This window comes from Mycobacteriales bacterium, from assembly GCA_030697205.1.
Taxonomy (GTDB): Bacteria; Actinomycetota; Actinomycetes; order Mycobacteriales; family SCTD01; genus JAUYQP01.
Window position 1 is genome coordinate 63,555 of the sequence record JAUYQP010000006.1, and the last position, 16,682, is coordinate 80,236.

Annotated in this window: 19 protein-coding genes; 10 read left to right on the forward strand and 9 right to left on the reverse strand. The window is 74.3% G+C overall.

Going from position 1 to position 16,682, the window contains the following annotated elements; genetic code table 11:
- The first annotated feature begins 65 nt into the window (after positions 1-65).
- Positions 66-584, forward strand: a complete 519-nt coding sequence (locus Q8R60_01145; GenBank protein ID MDP3711073.1) for a PH domain-containing protein — start codon at positions 66-68, stop codon at positions 582-584.
- Here Q8R60_01145 and Q8R60_01150 read toward each other — a convergent pair.
- Positions 581-853: a hypothetical protein gene (locus Q8R60_01150; protein MDP3711074.1), complete on the reverse strand. Its 273-nt coding sequence runs from the start codon at positions 851-853 to the stop codon at positions 581-583. The genes Q8R60_01145 and Q8R60_01150 overlap by 4 nt on opposite strands.
- A gap of 37 nt (positions 854-890) precedes the next feature.
- Between Q8R60_01150 and Q8R60_01155 the strand changes: the two genes are divergently transcribed.
- A complete protein-coding gene (locus Q8R60_01155) occupies positions 891-1,844 on the forward strand; it encodes an adenylate/guanylate cyclase domain-containing protein (protein MDP3711075.1) in 954 nt (317 codons plus the stop codon).
- Between the two features lie 23 nt (positions 1,845-1,867).
- A complete protein-coding gene (locus Q8R60_01160; protein ID MDP3711076.1) occupies positions 1,868-2,353 on the forward strand; it encodes a glutathione peroxidase in 486 nt (161 codons plus the stop codon).
- Here the strand turns inward: Q8R60_01160 and Q8R60_01165 are convergent.
- A complete protein-coding gene (locus tag Q8R60_01165) occupies positions 2,344-3,537 on the reverse strand; it encodes an MFS transporter (GenBank protein MDP3711077.1) in 1,194 nt (397 codons plus the stop codon). The genes Q8R60_01160 and Q8R60_01165 overlap by 10 nt on opposite strands.
- Positions 3,538-3,559: 22 nt before the next feature.
- A complete protein-coding gene (locus Q8R60_01170; GenBank protein MDP3711078.1) occupies positions 3,560-4,087 on the reverse strand; it encodes a GtrA family protein in 528 nt (175 codons plus the stop codon).
- A gap of 45 nt (positions 4,088-4,132) precedes the next feature.
- Between Q8R60_01170 and Q8R60_01175 the strand changes: the two genes are divergently transcribed.
- The 4 genes from Q8R60_01175 (at position 4,133) to Q8R60_01190 (ending at position 7,261) form a co-directional block, all read left to right on the forward strand.
- Entirely contained in the window at positions 4,133-4,882 is a 750-nt protein-coding gene (locus Q8R60_01175; GenBank protein ID MDP3711079.1) for a tyrosine-protein phosphatase, read from the forward strand.
- Positions 4,883-4,910: 28 nt separating this feature from the next.
- Positions 4,911-6,059: a 5-(carboxyamino)imidazole ribonucleotide synthase gene (locus tag Q8R60_01180; GenBank protein ID MDP3711080.1), complete on the forward strand. Its 1,149-nt coding sequence runs from the start codon at positions 4,911-4,913 to the stop codon at positions 6,057-6,059.
- Positions 6,056-6,553 carry a 5-(carboxyamino)imidazole ribonucleotide mutase gene (purE, locus tag Q8R60_01185; protein ID MDP3711081.1) on the forward strand — a complete coding sequence of 166 codons (498 nt, stop codon included), beginning with the start codon at positions 6,056-6,058 and terminating at the stop codon, positions 6,551-6,553. The genes Q8R60_01180 and purE overlap by 4 nt, the downstream gene beginning before the upstream one ends.
- Positions 6,554-6,787: 234 nt before the next feature.
- A complete protein-coding gene (locus Q8R60_01190) occupies positions 6,788-7,261 on the forward strand; it encodes a helix-turn-helix domain-containing protein (protein ID MDP3711082.1) in 474 nt (157 codons plus the stop codon).
- Here the strand turns inward: Q8R60_01190 and Q8R60_01195 are convergent.
- Positions 7,246-7,665: a CoA-binding protein gene (locus Q8R60_01195; protein ID MDP3711083.1), complete on the reverse strand. Its 420-nt coding sequence runs from the start codon at positions 7,663-7,665 to the stop codon at positions 7,246-7,248. The two genes, Q8R60_01190 and Q8R60_01195, sit on opposite strands and share 16 nt — an antisense overlap.
- A 71-nt stretch (positions 7,666-7,736) precedes the next feature.
- On the opposite strand from Q8R60_01195, the gene Q8R60_01200 reads away from it, so the two are divergent.
- Positions 7,737-8,612 carry a hypothetical protein gene (locus Q8R60_01200; protein ID MDP3711084.1) on the forward strand — a complete coding sequence of 292 codons (876 nt, stop codon included), beginning with the start codon at positions 7,737-7,739 and terminating at the stop codon, positions 8,610-8,612.
- On the opposite strand, the gene Q8R60_01205 is transcribed toward Q8R60_01200, so the two are convergent.
- Together Q8R60_01205 and Q8R60_01210 are read right to left on the reverse strand one after the other, a co-directional pair.
- The gene (locus Q8R60_01205) at positions 8,613-11,099 is read right to left on the reverse strand and encodes a hypothetical protein (protein MDP3711085.1); all 2,487 of its coding nucleotides are present in this window, start codon (positions 11,097-11,099) and stop codon (positions 8,613-8,615) included.
- 53 nt (positions 11,100-11,152) lie between these two features.
- A complete protein-coding gene (locus tag Q8R60_01210; protein MDP3711086.1) occupies positions 11,153-12,469 on the reverse strand; it encodes a UDP-glucose/GDP-mannose dehydrogenase family protein in 1,317 nt (438 codons plus the stop codon).
- Between the two features lie 44 nt (positions 12,470-12,513).
- Between Q8R60_01210 and Q8R60_01215 the strand changes: the two genes are divergently transcribed.
- Both Q8R60_01215 and Q8R60_01220 read left to right on the forward strand, forming a co-directional pair.
- Positions 12,514-13,668 carry an acyl-CoA dehydrogenase gene (locus Q8R60_01215; GenBank protein MDP3711087.1) on the forward strand — a complete coding sequence of 385 codons (1,155 nt, stop codon included), beginning with the start codon at positions 12,514-12,516 and terminating at the stop codon, positions 13,666-13,668.
- 148 nt (positions 13,669-13,816) lie between these two features.
- Positions 13,817-13,999 (forward strand): hypothetical protein, encoded by a 183-nt coding sequence (locus Q8R60_01220; protein MDP3711088.1) that lies wholly within the window; start codon positions 13,817-13,819, stop codon positions 13,997-13,999.
- On the opposite strand, the gene Q8R60_01225 is transcribed toward Q8R60_01220, so the two are convergent.
- The 3 genes from Q8R60_01225 to Q8R60_01235 all read right to left on the reverse strand — a co-directional run bounded on the left by Q8R60_01225 (position 13,981) and on the right by Q8R60_01235 (position 16,676).
- Positions 13,981-15,012 carry a hypothetical protein gene (locus Q8R60_01225; protein ID MDP3711089.1) on the reverse strand — a complete coding sequence of 344 codons (1,032 nt, stop codon included), beginning with the start codon at positions 15,010-15,012 and terminating at the stop codon, positions 13,981-13,983. The two genes, Q8R60_01220 and Q8R60_01225, sit on opposite strands and share 19 nt — an antisense overlap.
- Complete coding sequence (locus Q8R60_01230) at positions 15,012-15,875, reverse strand: hypothetical protein (GenBank protein MDP3711090.1); 864 nt, start codon at positions 15,873-15,875, stop codon at positions 15,012-15,014. The genes Q8R60_01225 and Q8R60_01230 overlap by 1 nt, the downstream gene beginning before the upstream one ends.
- A 90-nt stretch (positions 15,876-15,965) precedes the next feature.
- Complete coding sequence (locus Q8R60_01235) at positions 15,966-16,676, reverse strand: TIGR03089 family protein (GenBank protein ID MDP3711091.1); 711 nt, start codon at positions 16,674-16,676, stop codon at positions 15,966-15,968.
- Between the last annotated feature and the right edge of the window lie 6 nt (positions 16,677-16,682).

The following is a 16,682-nucleotide window of genomic DNA, read 5'->3' on the forward strand; positions in this document are numbered from 1 at the left end:
GACGACACGAGCATGACGCGCGGCAGGGGCTGACGGTTCACAGGGTCGTGCGACAGGATCGCCCCATGGCGTACTCACCGAAGGGCCTGGCCGAGGACGAGTCGATCGTGCTGGACCTGCACCCGCACTGGAAGGCGCTCGTCGCGCCCGTCGTCGTGCTGCTCGCGACCTGCGCAGGGGCGGGGTTCGGGATCGCCGCGACCCCCGACTACCAGTACGACGTGTGGGCGCGCGGCTTCATCGTCGTCGTCGCCCTGGTCGTGGTCGTGCTGTGGGCGCTGGTGCCGTTCCTGCGCTGGCGCACCACCCACTTCGTCGTCACGGACCGCCGGGTCCTGGTGCGCACGGGGATCCTCGCCCGGCAGGGCCGCGACGTCCCGCTCTCGCGGATCAACGACATCACCTTCAGCCACACCGTCATCGAGCGGGTGCTGCGCTGCGGCACGCTGGTCATCGAGTCCGCCGGCGAGCGCGGTCAGGTGACGCTGTCCGACGTCCCGCACGTCGAGGACGTGCAGCGCACTGTCTACGAGCTCGTCGAGTCGACCGATGACCGCCTGTCCGGCGGCCACCCCGACCACTAGCCGGGTTGCTCGTCCTGGGGGTAGGGCGGCCAGTCGCCCTGCGGTGCCCGGAAGCGCTGGACCCGCCGCTGCTCCGCCCACGCGCCGGCCTGCTCGCCGGGGCCGCCGGCGTTGGTGCCGATGCAGCTGAGCGCCCCCACGAGCCCCGCGCCCAGGCAGACCATGCCCGTCGTGGCTCCCCGGGGGCCCAGCGCCGCGGCGCCCACGAAGACCGTGGCGGCGCCCCCGCGTACGGCGAGGTAGCCCTTCTGCCGCACGGAGAGCGTCACGACGCCGACGGTACGCCGCGGGCCTAGGGTCGGCACTGTGGAAGGACCCGAGGACCTCGAGGCCGCGCTGCTGGGTGCACCCGTCGAGCTCGACCGCGACGAGGTGTCGGCCCTGGCCGGGATCCCCGAGCAGGAGGCCAGGGCCTTCTGGGTGGCGATGGGCTTTGCTGAGGTGCCGCCGGGGGAGAAGGCCTTCACCCGCCGCGACGCCGACGCACTACGCCACGCCCTGGCCCTGCGCGACAGCGGCATCGTGGCCGAGGGCACGCTGCTCGTGCTCGCCCGTGCGATGGGCCAGGGCCTGTCGCGGCTGGCGGAGGCGCAGGTGCAGGTGCTGCGCCAGCAGGCGGTCGACCTCACGACCGAGCAGGCCAGCGCCACGGTGGTCGCCGCGTCGACCGAGGTCCTGCCGCGGCTGGAGGCGCTGGTCGTGCACGTCTGGCGGCGGCAGTTCGCCGCCGCGACCGAGCGGGCCTTCGCGTCGCTGCAGGCCGACGGCGCCCCGGAGCTCGCCGTCGGCTTCATCGACCTCGTCGGCTTCACGCGCACCTCGCGCCAGATCGGCACTGGCGAGCTTGAGCAGCTGCTCGAGCGCTTCGAGAGCGAGACCTCGGTGCGGGTGACTGCGCACGGCGGCCGGGTCGTGAAGACCCTCGGAGACGCGGTGCTCTTCGTCTGCGACGACGTCGCGTCGGCGGTCGAGGTGGCGCTGCTCGCCGTCGACGCGCGCGCCGACGACGACACCGTGCCGGAGGTGCGGGCAGGGGTCGCTGTCGGCCCGCTGCTGCAGCGCCTCGGCGACGTCTTCGGCGAGCCGGTCAACCTCGCGAGCCGCCTCACCGACGAGGCGCGCCCGGGCACCGTGCTCGTCGACGGCCAGGTCGCCGACGCGCTCGCGAGCTCGCCCGCCTACGCGCTCCAGCGGCTGCACCGGCGCCCGGTGCGCGGCTACCGCGCCCTTGCGCCCTACCGTGTCCGTCGGCACACCTGACACCTGACCCCCCCGGAGCGACCGTGACCCTGTTCGACCTGCCCCTCGAGACGCTGTCCGGCGAGAAGACGACCCTCGGGGAGCTGACTGGCGGCAAGGCCGCGCTCGTCGTCAACGTCGCCTCCAAGTGCGGCCTCACCTCGCAGTACACCGGCCTCGAGGCGCTGCACGAGCAGCGCTCCGACGTCGTGGTCGTCGGGGTCCCGTGCAACCAGTTCAAGGGCCAGGAGCCGGGCAGCGCCGAGGAGATCCAGGAGTTCTGCTCGACCACCTACGGCGTGACCTTCCCCTTGCTCGCCAAGGTCGACGTCAACGGCGACGAGCGGCACCCGCTCTTCGACGAGCTCACTGCCTTCCCCGACACCGAGGGCGCGGCCGGCGACGTGCAGTGGAACTTCGAGAAGTGGCTGCTGTCTCCGGCGGGTGAGGTCGTCGCGCGGTTCCGCCCGCTCGTCGACCCGGCCGACCCGGCCATCGCCGGTGCCCTCGACGCGCTGGGTCAGGCCTGAGGCAGGCGCTCCGCCACGGCCCGGCTGACCCGCGCCAGCAGCACCCCTGAGGCGACGCACAGCACGAGCGCACCGCCCCACAGCCAGCCCTCACCGGCGCGCGCGAGGACCTGGGTGCCGAGCAGCGGTGCGACCAGGCCGGCAACGCCGTACGACAGCCCGTGCACGCCCATGTATCGACCGCGCAGGTGGGTCGGTGCGAGCTGGCCGACGAGCGCGCCGAGAACGCCGGCGGCGAGGACCTCGCCGATGGTCCAGACGGTGAGGGCCGCGAGGTGGCCGACGAGGTCGTCGGCCAGCGCCGTCGCCCCGAAGCCGATGCCCTGCAGGACACCGGCCCACAGCAGCAGCCGGTCCGCGCGCCCGGCGAGCACGCCGAGCAGCAGCGGCTGCAGGACGATGATGAGCAGCCCGTTGACCCCCAGCACCGAGCCGTAGGCCGCGGTCGACAGCCCGTCGGCGGTGAAGGCGAGCGGCAGCGTGAGGAAGGCCTGCAGGTAGACGATCGCCTGAAGCAGCGTCCCCACGCACATCGTCACCATGAGCGGGTCGCGCAGGACGTCGCGGGTGCTGCCGCTGCGCTCCGTCGTCGCCGGCTTGGTCTCGGGCACGCCGCGCAGCAGCAGCAGCGCGAAGGCCACGCAGGTCGCGGCGTCGAGGACGAACAGCAGCCAGTAACCGCGTACGGCGAGCAGGCCCGCCAGCGGGGTCGCCACCGCGAAGCCGAGGTTGATGGCCCAGAAGCTCAGCGCCATCGCCCGCGGCAGGTCGGCCGGTGCCACGAGGTCGACGACCGCCGCCCGCGAGGCCGGGCGGAACAGGTCGAGGCACAGCCCGTAGACGGCGGCCGTGACGGCGATCGCGAGCAGCGAGCGGGCCGCACCGAGCACGAGCAGCGACCCGGCGCTCGACAGCAGGCCCAGCACCATGGTGCGCCGTCGCCCGATCCGGTCGGCCAGCGCGCCACCCACCGGCTGGCTCACCGCGCAGCCCAGGCCGAAGAGCGTGAGGACGTAGCCGGTCTCGGTGACCGAGGCGTCGCGCACCTGGGTGAGGTAGAGCGCGAGCAGCGGCTGCACGAAGCCGCCGAGCCGGTTGACCAGCGTGCCCCACCACAGGACCCAGAACGACCGGGGCAGACCGCCGGCGTGGCGCTGCCACCGGGTCGCGGTCTCGACGGTCACCGAGCCACCGTCCCGCGCCCGTCTAGTGGGTATCGGACGGTGCGGGAGCGGGGTGCTCCTCGAGGTCGAGGACGACCGCGGCGACGACGTCCCCGTCGTACGCCGCCTCCTCGACCGCCTCGTGCTTCATCCAGACGAAGCGCCGGTAGGACCAGAAGCGGAAGGTGGTCCCGAGCACCAGGCCCACGCCGTTGGCGGCGATGTTGTCGGCGAGCCGGCTCTCGAAGCCCAGCACGTAGTGGGAGACGGCGAGGCAGACCAGCGAGATGGCCAGCCCGATCGCGTTGAGGACGGCGAACAGGGTGTACTCGCGGCGCAGCCCCGTGCGCTCGCGGTGCTTGAACGACCAGTGGCGGTTGAGGAAGAAGGCGTTGGTCGCGGCGATGACCGTCGACACGACCTTCGACGTCAGCGGCTTGTCCGTCAGGTGCAGGACGACGTTGAAGACCAGCAGGTCCACGCCGAGGCTGAGCAGGCCGACGAGCCCGAACTTGGCGAGCTCCGAGAACACCGTCCGCAGCCGCTGCTCGAGGCTGCGCAGCGCGCTCACCGGACCACCGTCATGGCGTCAAGACTAGGGCGGCAGACTGTCGGCATGCTGTGGCTCGAGCTCGAGGGTGCCGTCAACGTCAGGGACGTGGGTGGGCTGACCACCACCGACGGCCGCACCACCCGCCCGCGTGCGCTGCTGCGCGCGGACAACCTGCAGGACCTCACCGCAGCCGACGTCGCCGCGCTCGAGGCCTGGGGCGTGCGGACCGTCGTCGACCTGCGGCACCCGGCCGAGGTCGAGGCCCACGGGCCGACCCCGCTGTCCGGCCGGGTGACCCACCGCGAGGTGTCGCTCATCCCGCAGGTGCCCGACGGCGAGGCGGCGCAGGCCGCCGTCCCGTCGCGCGAGCACCGCGCGGGCGAGCACCCGACCCACATGGAGGGCTTCTACCTCGGCTACGTCGAGGACGCCCCCGACGGCATCGCGGAGGCGCTGCGCCTGATCGCCGACGACGGCCCGGTCCTCGTGCACTGCGCGGCAGGCAAGGACCGCACGGGGGTGGTGGTCGCCCTGGCGCTGCTGCTCGCCGGCGTGACCCGCGAAGAGGTCGTCGCCGACTACGTCCGCTCCGCCGAGCGGATCGAGGGCGTGCTGGCACGGCTGCGGTCGAGCCCGCTCTACGCCGCGTCGCTCGCGGAGGCGACCGTGGACGACGTGGTGCCGGTGGCGCGCTCGATGGAGCGCTTCCTCGACCTGGTCGACGAGCGCTACGGCGGCCCGCTGGGGCTCGCGCACTCGGTGGGGCTCGACGACGCGACCCTGCAGCGGCTGCGCGACCGGCTCGTCGGCTAGCGTCGGCGCAGTGGTGATCCGCGCGGCCATGGGCCTTCCTGTGGTCGGCATGGTCGGCGGCGGGCAGCTGTCCCGCATGACGCACCAGGCCGCCATCTCCCTGGGACTGTCGCTGCGCGTGCTCGCCGACGCCACCCACGACAGCGCCGCCCTCGTCGCGCAGGGCGTCTCGCTCGGGGAGCACACCTCGCTGGCCGACCTGACGGCCTTCGCCGAGCAGTGCGAGGTCGTGACCTTCGACCACGAGCACGTCCCCGGCGAGCTGATCGCCGCCCTCGAGCAGGCCGGTCACACGGTGCTGCCCGGCAGCGCGGCCCTGCTGCATGCCCAGGACAAGCAGGTCATGCGCGAGCGGCTGCTGGCCCTCGGCGTCCCGGTGCCCGCCTTCGCGGCCGTGACGACCGCGGACGAGCTGGAGGCCTTCGGTGCCGCCCACGGCTGGCCCGTGGTCCTCAAGGCCGCCACCGGGGGGTACGACGGGAAGGGCGTGTGGGTGGTCGCCTCCGTCGAGGACGCCGCCCCTGTGCTGGCGAGCGGGGTCCGGCTCGTCGCCGAGGAGCACGTCGCCCTGCAGCGCGAGCTGGCCGCTGTGGTCGCGCGCTCGCCCTACGGCCAGGCCGCCGCCTGGCCGGTCGTCGAGACCGTGCAGTCCGACGGCATCTGCGTCGAGGTCGTCGCCCCCGCCCCCCACCTGCCCGAGGTGCTCGCGCTCGAGGCCCAGGCCCTCGCGCTGCACCTCGCCGACGCGCTCGGGGTCGTCGGCGTGCTCGCGGTCGAGCTGTTCGAGACCGCGGGCGGGCTGCTGGTCAACGAGCTGGCGATGCGCCCGCACAACAGCGCGCACTGGACCATCGAGGGGGCCAGGACCTCGCAGTTCGAGCAGCACCTGCGGGCGGTCCTCGACTACCCGCTCGGCGCGACCGGCCTCACCGCCCCTTGGGTCGTCATGGGCAACGTCCTCGGCGGCGCGCTGTCCGACGACGTCGGCGAACTCGACCGCCGGATGCACCTGCTGATGGCGCACGACCCGGCCCTGAAGGTGCACCTCTACGGCAAGGACGTCCGGCCAGGGCGCAAGATCGGGCACGTGACGGCCCTGGGCAGCGACCTCGCCAACACCCGACGCCGCGCCCAGGAGGGCGCGGCCTACCTGCGGACCGGGGAGTGGCCCTCATGAGCGTGCGCGTCGGGATCATCATGGGCAGCGACTCGGACTGGCCGGTCATGTCGGCTGCCGCGACCGCGCTCGAGGAGTTCGACATCGCCCACGAGGTTCGGGTCGTCTCGGCGCACCGCACGCCTCGGGAGATGCTCGACTACGCCGCCTCCGCGGCCGGTCGTGGCCTGCAGGTCGTCGTCGCCGGGGCCGGCGGTGCCGCGCACCTGCCCGGCATGGTCGCCTCGATGACGCCGCTTCCCGTTATCGGCGTCCCCGTGCCGCTGGCCTATCTCGACGGCATGGACAGCCTGCTCTCGATCGTCCAGATGCCGGCCGGGGTGCCGGTCGCGACCGTGTCGATCGGCGGCGCCCGCAACGCCGGCCTGCTCGCCGTACGCGTGCTGGCTGCCTCCGACCCCGCTCTGCTCGCCCGGGTGGCGGCCTTCCAGGACGACCTGGCCGCGACGGCCCGCGCCAAGGACGAGGCACTGCAGCGGACCCGTCAGGCCTGACCCACCCCCCGGTCACCCCCCCCGCACCCCCCGGGTCACCCCTCCGCTTGTGCGCTGCTGTCGGCGCTACGGACCCCCGCTAGCGCCGACAGTCGCGCACAAGCGGTCTGGGGTGGAGCGTGAGGGTGCGGGTGCGGGTGCGGGTGCGGGTGCGGGTGAGCGCGGGTGGAGAACATATGCATCCGGTTCCTGGATGTGCTAGTCCAGGAAGCAGACTTATCGTACCCTGAGGCGATGACGCACCCCGGCCCGCGGCCCGACCCGGCGGCCTACGCGCTGGAGGTCGTCGGCGAGCGGTGGACCCTGCTCGTGGTCCGCGAGCTCATGCACGGCACGCACCGGTTCGACGCGCTGAAGGCGGCCACGGGCGCTCCTCGCGACCAGCTCTCGGCGCGGCTGAAGACGCTGGTCGGCGCTGGCCTGGTGCGTCGCGTCCCCTACAGCGAGCGACCCTTGCGACACGAGTACCACCTCACCGACAGCGGCCTCGCCCTGCGACCGATCCTCTTGCTACTCAGGGCTTGGGGTGCCGAGCACGTCCTCGCCGGCGCCGTCTCGCCGGTGGTGTCGACCCACACCTGCGGGGCGGTCTTCACCCCGGTCGTGGCCTGCTCCTACTGCGGTGAGCCGGAGTCCGGAGACGGCCTCGAGCACCGCTGGGCCGACCCCGCGTGGCAGTCCGCAGCCACGGGTCACGCCGGGGCGTAGCGACCCCAGTCGATCTTGGGGCAGCGGTCCATGACCACGGTCAGCCCGGCGTCGCGGGCCCGCGAGGCCGCCCCCTCGTCCACCACGCCCAACTGCATCCAGATCCCGGATGCACCCACGGCGATGGCGTCGTCCACGACGGAGCCCACGAGCTCGGAGCGCACGAAGCAGTTCACGACGTCCACGGGGAACGGGACGTCGGCCAGGCGCGAGTAGCCCTGCTCGCCGTGCACCGTGACGGCGCGCGGGTGCACCGGCACGATGCGGGTGCCGTGCGCCTGCAGGAAGGCCGCGACGCCGTGCGCAGCGCGCGAGGTGTCGTCGGACAGGCCCACGACCGCCCAGGTCCGCAGGGCGAGCAGGCGGGTGACGGCATCGAGATCGGGAGCGAGATCGGTGGACATGGTGACGACCTTCCCAGAACGGGCGGCCCCAGACGGCCGCCTCGCGGCCTCCCGTGAGGCACCCTGTCACGGTGTCCCGCCTGCGCCCCGCCGTCGCCCTGGCGGGGCTGGTGGTGGTCGCGGCGGTGCTGCCCGCCGTCCCGCAGCTGCTCCGGCCCGGTTTGCCCGGTCTCACCGACGCCACCGGGCTGTCGGGAGCGGGCCTGCTCGCGGGCGACGCCGACCCGCCGCAGGTCGTCCGGCTGGCCGTCGGCGGCGCCCAGCGGGCCTACCTCTACGCCCCCGCGCGGCGGGTGCCCCGCCTCGGCGACCCGGGGCTGCTCGTCGTGCTGCCCGCGGCCAACCGCACCGTCCAGCAGACCTACTCCCAGCTCGGCCTCGACGCCTTCCGCGACCACGGCCTCGCGGTCGCCGTCGCGAGCGCGCTGGAGGGGTGGAACGCCGGAACCTGCTGCGGTGAGGCGGCCCGGGACGGGGTCGACGACGTCGCCGCGCTGCGGGTCGTCACCGACGACGCCGCCCGGCGCGCCGGCGCCGACCGGGACCGGGTCGCGCTGCTCGGCTACAGCACCGGCGGCTTCATGGTCTACCGGCTGCTCTGCGAGGGCAGCCTCGACGTTCGTGCCGCCGTCGAGGTCGCTGGCTCGCTGGCGACGTCGTGCCGCGAGCGGCGTGACGTGCCGCCGACGCTGGCGGTGCACGGCAGCGACGACGACACCGTCCCGCTCGGCCCCAGCGACGAGGTCGTGCCCGTCCTCGGGGTGGTCCCCTTGAGTGTGCGCGAGGCGGTGTCGCGGCTGTCCACCGCCGCCGGCTGCGCCCCCGACCCGGACGACTGCCCCGTGCGGCTCGACGAGGTCGCCGACGCCGGTCACCGCTGGGAGGACCTGCAGCCGACCGGCCGGATCGCGGCCTTCCTCGCCGACGCGGTCCCCGGCGTGCGCTGACTACGCGAAGGCGTCGAGCCGGTCGCGCAGCGAGGTGAGGTCACGACGGCGCTGCTCGTAGGTCGCGCCCAGCACCACCAGCGCCAGCCCGACCGCGGCCAGCGGCATCCAGCGCGGCAGCGCTGCGGCGTAGGGCGCGAGCAGGTGCACGGCGTCGACGGCGAGCACGCCGCCCCCGAAGAGCAGCGGTGCGCGCAGCCGCCCCGCGACCCCGGCCAGCAGGACCACGGCCGACACGCCCAGCAGCAGCACCGAGCGCAGCAGCTCCTCGTCGCCGAGGGCGTAGACCAGCGACGGCAGGAGCAGCAGCCCCAGGCCGGAGGAGTACGCCGCCAGCGACCCGGTCGCGGGCACGGCCCGCCGGCGCAGGTGACCGAGGCCGAGCGCGACGAGGCCGAGCGGCACGACGTAGGGCTCCGGGGCCTCGACACCCGCGTCGGCGAGCCGCACCCACGACGAGGCGGCGAGCAGCAGCGCCCCGGCGACCGCGGCCCAGCGCCGGTCCGGGCGCAACGCCAGGGCGAGGGCGAGCAGCCCGGCGCCGGCGAGGCACCACGACAGCCAGCCCGGGTCCTCCGCCGCGAGCGTCAACGTGACGACGGCGAGGACCGCCGCCGCGACCTCCAGGGCGACCCGGCGGGTGACCAGTGACAGGCCCAGCAGCGCCGTGGGGGCGAGCAGCAGCAGCCCGCCCACCTGCTCGACAGCCAGCTCCTGCGCGGCTCCGAAGGCGGCGAGCGTCGCGCCGGCCAGCAGACCAGCGCAGCCGGCGGAGACCTGGGCTGCAGGTGCGCTGGTCGCGGACACCGCGACAGACACCGCGACGAGCAGCCCGACCAGGACCGGCAGGGTCGCGAGGGTCGCGCCCTCCGAGGCGGTCGACCAGGCCGCGGCGAGCAGGGCGGTCGCGCCGGCCGCACCGAGCAGCGCCAGCTCCACAGCGGGGCGCGAGGCGGTGCGGCCCACAGCGACGGCCCCGGCGGCGAGCGCCGTGGCGACGACGACCAGCAGCACCAGCGCGGTCGACAGCGAGGTCGCGAGGCCGAGCGGGAGGAGCACGCCGCTGGCCACGGCCAGCAGGGCTGCGGGCGCGAGACCCTGCTCCAGCCGGTGCAGCGCGGCGGCTGCTGTCACCGTGGTGACCGCGGCGGCGAGCAGGACGACGAGAGTGACGACCGAGCCGCTCCAGGCCGCCCCCGGGGACACGACGTCACGGGCCTGCGCCGACGCCGCGACCGTCCACGGCTCGACCAGCCAGCCGACCGGCCCACCGACGGCCTCCAGCACCGCGCGCAGCTCGACCGCGACCCCGACCTCGGCGACCACGAGGGCACCGACGACCGGACCGGTGCGCCAGGCGCGAGGAAGCAGGGCAGCCACCTGCGCCGCGAGCACGCCGACGGCGGCCGCGACGAGCGGCTCCTGCGCGGAGGTCAGGTCGGGGCGGGCCAACGACCAGGCGGCGACACCGAGCAGCGGCACGGGGGCGCCTGACAGCAGCAGCCGCGACCCGGTGTCGCGGACGAGCAGCGCCGCGACGGCGCACAGCGCGGCGAGCGCGACGAGCCCGGTCGCGCCCCGGTCCTGACCCGCGACAGCGGTGCCCAGCGAGAGGAGCAGGCCTCCGCTCGCGGCGGCGACGGCCGCTCCGACCGAGGTGCCCACGACGTCGCCGAGCGAGCGACCACGCAGCGCGTGGGCCACCGCGACGTCGCAGGCGGCGAGGCCGACGAGGACCAGCCCGGTGGTGGCGGCCGAGGCCTCGGCGCTCGCGAGCAGCAGCAGCGGGGGCAGCTGGGCGACCACGACCGCGGCGACGCGCGGCAGGCGCAGCGGGAAGGCGGCGGCCCAGCCGGCGGAGCCGGCCGCGAGCAGTGCCGCGGCGATCGCGGCGTAGGTCGTGGCCTCGAGGTCGTCGCCGACGCCGAGGGTGCGCAGGCCGTAGGCGTCGAGGGCAGCGAGGACCAGGGCGACGCCGGTGGCTGTCTCGGCGCTCGCGGTCAGCCCGCGACGGAGCAGGACGGGTACGACGCCGAGCGCCACCCCGGTGAGCGCGACGAGGACCGCGGCGCGGCCGCCGGCACCGAGCCGGTCGTAGGTGACCGCCGCGAAGACGGTCGCCGCGACCGCGAGCAGCAGCGCGCCGAGGCCGAGCAGGAGGTTCTGCACCCGCTGCGGCGTCCACTCCGCGGGGCGCGGCGCGACGTGGACGATCGGACGGGGCGGCGGCGGTGCCCAGGTCTGGCCCGCGGGCGCGAGCGATCCCGTCGTACCCGGGTCTGCTCCTGTGCGCAGGGTGGTCAGCAGCACCGTGCGCTCGGCGAGCAGCCGGCCGCGCTCGGCGTCGACGGCGAGCAGCGCCTGGTCGACCTGCCACAGCCGCTGCGCCGCAGGCCCGGTGAGGGGCAGCGCGCAGGCGGGGCAGGCGGGCCCACCCGTGAGGGGAGCGCCGCAGGAGGGACAGGGGACCACCGCGGGACCGGTCATGGCCGCAGTGTGCGCCGCGCGGGTCCGTCAGCGGGAGAGGAGAACTACTCGGGTCAGGGTCGGCCGAGGGCGCGGTAGTGCCAGCCGGCGCCGCGCCACAGGTCCTTGTCGAGGGCGTTGCGGCCGTCGACGATGTTCTTCTCCGCGACCACGTCGGCCAGGTGCGACGGGTCCATCTGGCGGAACTCCGCCCACTCGGTGAGGTGCAGCACCACGTGGGCGCCGGTGGCCGCCTCGACGGCGGAGGAGGCATAGCCGAGCTCGGGGTGCTGGCGGCGGGCGTTGGTCATGGCCTCGGGGTCGAAGACCGTGACGGTGCCGCCCTGCTGGTGGATCGTGGCCGCGACGTCGAGCGCGGGCGAGTCGCGGATGTCGTCGCTGTTGGGCTTGAAGGCCGCGCCGAGGACCCCGACCCGCTTGCCCTGGAAGGTGCCGCCGGTCAGCTCGCGGGCGAGGTCGACCATGCGCGCGCGCCGGCGCAGGTTGATCGCGTCGACCTCCTTGAGGAACGACAGCGCCTGGTCGACGCCGAGCTCGCCGGCGCGGGCCATGAAGGCCCGGATGTCCTTGGGCAGGCAGCCACCGCCGAAGCCGAGGCCGGCGTGCAGGAAGCGGCCGCCGATGCGGGTGTCGTGCGACAGGGCGAGCGACAGCTGCTTGACGTCACCGCCGGTGACCTCGCACACCTCCGCCATCGCGTTGATGAAGCTGATCTTGGTGGCGAGGAAGGCGTTGGCCGCGACCTTCACCAGCTGGGCGGTGGCGAAGTCGGTGACGACGACCGGGGTCGGCAGGTCGATGACGGGCGCGAAGGAGTCGCGCAGCAGCTGCTCGGCCCGCTCCGAGCGGACGCCGAAGACGAGCCGGTCGGGGGTGAGGGTGTCCTCGACGGCGAAGCCCTCGCGCAGGAACTCCGGGTTCCACGCCAGCTCGACGTCGGGGCGGGTCGCGGCGATCTGCTCGGCGAGCCGCTCGGCGGTGCCGGCGGGGACGGTGGACTTGCCGACCAGCAGCGAACCGGCCTTCACGTGGGGGAGCAGCGCGGTGAAGGCGACATCGACGTAGGTCATGTCGGCGGCCATCTCCCCCTTCTTCTGCGGGGTGCCGACGCAGACGAAGTGCACGTCGCCGAAGGCGCCGGCCTCCTCGAAGGAGGTCGTGAAGCGCAGCCGGCCCGACTCGAGGTTCTTCACGAGCAGCTCCGGCAACCCGGGCTCGAAGAACGGGACCTCGCCGCGCTGCAGGCTCGCGACCTTGTCCTCGACGACGTCGAGGCCCAGCACGTCGTAGCCCAGCTCGGCCATGCACACGGCATGGGTCGCTCCGAGGTAGCCGGTGCCGATCACGGTCAGACGGGGACGCTCGCTCATGGGCCGACAGGCTAGTCGGCGGCGGCGGGACTAACCTCGACGCCATGGATGCCGCGTTCTCCCTCTACAGCCTCACCGAGGAGCACGAGCTGCTCCGCAAGGCCGTCCGCGACCTCGCCGACGACAAGATCGCGCCGCGTGCGGCGGAGATCGACGAGACCGCGGAGTACCCGTGGGACGTCCACGAGGCGATCAAGCGGGCGGACCTGCTCGCGATCCACGTCCCGGAGCAGTACGGCGGGGCGGGTGCCGACAAGATCGCGCACTGCATCGTCGTGGAGGAGATCGCCCGGGCCTGCGCCTCCAGCAGCCTCATCCCCATGGGCAACAAGCTGGGTACGACGGGCCTGATCCTGTCCGGCTCGGAGGACCTCAAGCAGCGCTACCTGCCGCTGGTCGCGCGCGGCGAGGCGACCTTCTCCTACGCGCTGTCCGAGCGGGAGGCCGGCTCCGACGCGGCCGCGATGAAGACCCGCGCGGTCCGTGACGGCGACAGCTGGGTCCTCAACGGCACCAAGTGCTGGATCACCGGCGCCGGCGTCAACACCCACTACACGGTCATGGCCGTCACCGACCCTGAGAAGGGGCCGAAGGGCATCAGCGCCTTCGTCGTGCACGCCGACGACCCCGGCTTCAGCGTCGGCACCAAGGAGCGCAAGCTCGGCATCAAGGGCTCGCCGACCTGCGAGATCTACTTCGAGGACTGCCGCATCCCGGCCGACCGGATCATCGGCGAGGCGGGCACCGGCTTCACGACCGCGCTCAAGACCCTCGACCACACCCGGCTCGGCATCGGGGCGCAGGCCGTCGGCATCGCCCAGGGCGCCCTCGACGCGGCCGTGGCCTACGTCAAGGAGCGCAAGCAGTTCGGCAAGGCAGTCGCTGCGTTCCAGGGCGTGCAGTTCATGGTCGCCGACATGGCGATGACGGTGGAGGCCGCGCGCCAGCTCGTTTACGTCGCGGCCGCGAAGGCCGAGCGCGGCGCACCCGACATGACCTTCGCCTCGAGCGCCGCGAAGTGCTTCGCCTCCGACACCGCGATGGCCGTCACGACCGACGCCGTCCAGCTCTTCGGCGGCTACGGCTACACCCGCGACTTCCCGGTCGAGCGGATGATGCGCGACGCGAAGATCACCCAGATCTACGAGGGCACCAACCAGGTCCAGCGCATGGTGATGGCACGTCAGGTGCTGCGGTAGGAGTTCGGCACCTGGGACTACGAAACCCCTTGTGCCACAAGGGGAAAGCCGTCGTTCCTGTCCGGGTTGCACCCGTTCGGCCCCTCATGCCGGGGTCCGCTGTTGACGATGCACACGATGTCCCACCCGCGTCACCGAGGAGGCCTTTGTGTCCGACCCCCAGGCCCCGAAGCTCCCCGACACCGTCTTCCCGAGCCCCCGGCTCGACGTCGACGACCTGGTGCACCGCACCGAGGCGCTGCTCGCCGCCGGCATCCCGCTCACCCTGCTCATGGACCTGCTCGAGCCGGAGGGCCCCGACTCCGTCGCGCTCTACGCCGCCGAGCGCTGAGCGGACGAGCTCGGGGCAGGTGCGGGCGCGGTCGGGCGCAGCCGGGACAACAGGAACTGCCGGGTGCGGGTCGCCCCGCCGACGTCCTCCCAGCGGTGGCCCGCTGCCTTGACGATGACGGCCTCCACGGCCGAGCCGCCGCGGCAGCCGGTCCAGCGCACCAGGTCGACGTTCTGCCCTGCCTTCGCGGTGCGCACGGCGCAGCCGGCCTTCTGCGTGACAGTGGCCAGCGTTGAGGTGACTGGCCGGGGCGCCATCCCGAGGTGGGTGACGAAGACCGGCTTGTGCATGCCCACGCTGCCGTCACGGGCACCGTGCAGCGACAGCAGGTCGGGCAGCCGAGTCCCGTCGGGGCAGTGTGACTCGAGGCTGCCGTTGACCTCCACGGCGGCCACGATCGGCGCGTGCGGCCGGCACAGGAACTTGTAGAGCAGCATCCCGCCGCCGGAGTAGCCGAGGACGGCGGCCCGGTCGGCGGCGACCGGCGTGCGCCGGCCGGCGTCGCGCAGCACCTCGTCGACGAAGGCCACGTCGTCGACGTCGCGGTCCTTGGCGACCCCGCAGCACGCGCCCGCGGCCCACGACCCGCCGATCCCCTCGGGGTAGGCCAGCGTGATGCCCTCGCGGCGCAATGCGTCGAGGCCGAGGTTCTCGGCGACGGCGCGGGGGCTGCCGATGTCCTGGTGGAGCACGACGAGCAGCGGCGCGGGGGTGCCCGCAGGCAGCCCCAGGGCGGGCAGCAGCAGGTAGTCGCGGTCGAGCCCACCGGCTCGGACCCGCACGAAGCGGCCGTCGCCCGCGGGGGTGCCCGGTCCGCCGACGGTGGGCTTGCTGGACGGCCCGGTGACGACGACCGGGGCCACGGCCGCGGCCGGTGATGCCTCGGCCGGTCGGTCGGCGCGGGTGGTGAGGGCGAGGGGCAGCACGACGGCGAGGACCGCGAGGACCGACAGCACCACGAACAGCGAGCGTCCACGCGTCGGTGTCGTCGGCACAGGCCTCGCGGTCGCCACTACCGCTCCAGCAGCTGGTCGCGCAGGAAGTCGCGGGTGCGGGCGGAGGCGCCGAGCGCCCCCCAGCCGTGACCGGCGTCGGGCACCAGCCGCGCCTCGATGACACCGCCCCGGCAGTCCCAGGTCTTCACCTCGAGCGCCGGGGTCCGCTTGGTCGGCCGCGCGGAGCAGCCGGCCTGCCGGGTGACGATCTGCAGGCTGCTCGCCGCAGGTCGCGGGGAGATCTGCAGCGCCTTGACGAAGACCGGCTTGGTGAGCCCGATCGTGCCGTCCTTCTTGCCGTGCAGCGCGAGCACGTCGGGGACGGTGAGCTCGTTGTCGCAGCTGCTCTCGAGCGACCCGCTGACGACGACCGCGGCGGCGAGCTTGCCGTTGCGCGCGCAGACGTAGCGGTAGGTCAGCATGCCGCCGCTGGAGTAGCCGACGAGCGCGGTGCGCTCGAGGTCGACCGGGGTGCGGCGGGCCGCGTCGCGGATGACCTCGTCGAGGAACTCCAGGTCGTCGACGCCCTGCCGGCGCGGGAGCCCGCAGCAGGCCCCGGCGTCCCAGCTGTTGTCGATGCCGGCGGGGTAGGCCAGCGTCGCGCCGCTGCGCCGCAGCTCCTGCAGCTCGGTCTCCTCCGCGACGCCCTCGGGGGTGCCGCCCTCCTGGTGGAGCACGACGACCAGGGCCGCCTTCTTGCGGTCGCCGAGGTCGAGCGCCGGCTGCAGCAGGTAGCTGCGCTCGCGTCCGTCGACGCGCAGGCTGACGTCGCGGCTCGCGGTGTCACGGTCGGTGCTGCCGACGGCGGTCGCGCACCCGGAGACGAGCAGCGCGACGCACCCCGCGAGCGCGGCGACGAGGGCGCGCGGGGGTCGGGGCAAGGACACGGTCAGCGGTGCTCCAGTCTCGGTCGTTCCGGGCGAATGCTCTCACGCACCCACCTGGGGGATCGGCAGGTCCGAGCGGGGGCTTCAGGGGGACGAGGGGACGTCCAGCCGGCGCAGCCCGTCGACGTCGACGCCGGCCGTGGCGGTGACCCGCTCGGAGGCGCACAGCGACGGCAGGTCCAGGGTGGTGGCGTCGGGCGCGAGCACGACCGCGGCCCCGGCGCGCAGCGCGGCGAGCACCCAGCCCACCTCGCGGAGGGGTACGCCGCAGAGCAGTCGGTCCGCGGGCCCCAGGTCGGCGGCGGGCACTGCGACCGGGGCCCCGTCGCGCTCGACGGACCCGGGGGCGCGCCCGCCGCCCCAGTGGTCACCGTGGCCGGGGACCTCGACGGCGTAGTCGCTGACGAGGGCCGGGACCGCGGGCAGCCGGGCGCCCAGTGGGTGGCAGGACAGGGCGAGGACGTCGTCGGCGCCGGCGTCGAGGGCGGCCTCGGCGTGCTCGACGGTCGTGAAGACCGCTTGGCAACCCGCGAGGTCGTCGGGGGTGCGGGCCACGACGACCGTCGCGCCAGTGGCGACCCCGGCGAGCAGCAGGCAGACCGGCTGCCAGTGCAGCGGCAGCAGCAGCCCGACCCGCTCGGGGCTCCCGAGGCTGTCGACGAGCAGGTTGGCGGTCTTGGCCACCCAGTTGGCGGTGGTGGCGCCGGACAGCTCGACGCGGGCCTGCCCGTGGGCGCCGCCGGCACCGGTGTGCAGCGTCAGGAGCGGCAGGGCGGGGTCGCGGTCACCGACCAGACCGCC

Excerpts from the sequence above, each read along its gene's own strand:
- Q8R60_01210 (MDP3711086.1), bottom strand. The coding sequence starts at position 12,469 with ATGAGCGAGCGTCCCCGTCTGACCGTGATCGGCACCGGCTACCTCGGA.
- Q8R60_01145 (MDP3711073.1), top strand. The coding sequence starts at position 66 with ATGGCGTACTCACCGAAGGGCCTGGCCGAGGACGAGTCGATCGTGCTG.
- Q8R60_01215 (MDP3711087.1), top strand. The coding sequence starts at position 12,514 with ATGGATGCCGCGTTCTCCCTCTACAGCCTCACCGAGGAGCACGAGCTG.
- Q8R60_01180 (MDP3711080.1), top strand. The coding sequence starts at position 4,911 with ATGGGCCTTCCTGTGGTCGGCATGGTCGGCGGCGGGCAGCTGTCCCGC.
- Q8R60_01205 (MDP3711085.1), bottom strand. The coding sequence starts at position 11,099 with ATGACCGGTCCCGCGGTGGTCCCCTGTCCCTCCTGCGGCGCTCCCCTC.
- purE (MDP3711081.1), top strand. The coding sequence starts at position 6,056 with ATGAGCGTGCGCGTCGGGATCATCATGGGCAGCGACTCGGACTGGCCG.
- Q8R60_01190 (MDP3711082.1), top strand. The coding sequence starts at position 6,788 with ATGACGCACCCCGGCCCGCGGCCCGACCCGGCGGCCTACGCGCTGGAG.
- Q8R60_01175 (MDP3711079.1), top strand. The coding sequence starts at position 4,133 with ATGCTGTGGCTCGAGCTCGAGGGTGCCGTCAACGTCAGGGACGTGGGT.
- Q8R60_01195 (MDP3711083.1), bottom strand. The coding sequence starts at position 7,665 with ATGTCCACCGATCTCGCTCCCGATCTCGATGCCGTCACCCGCCTGCTC.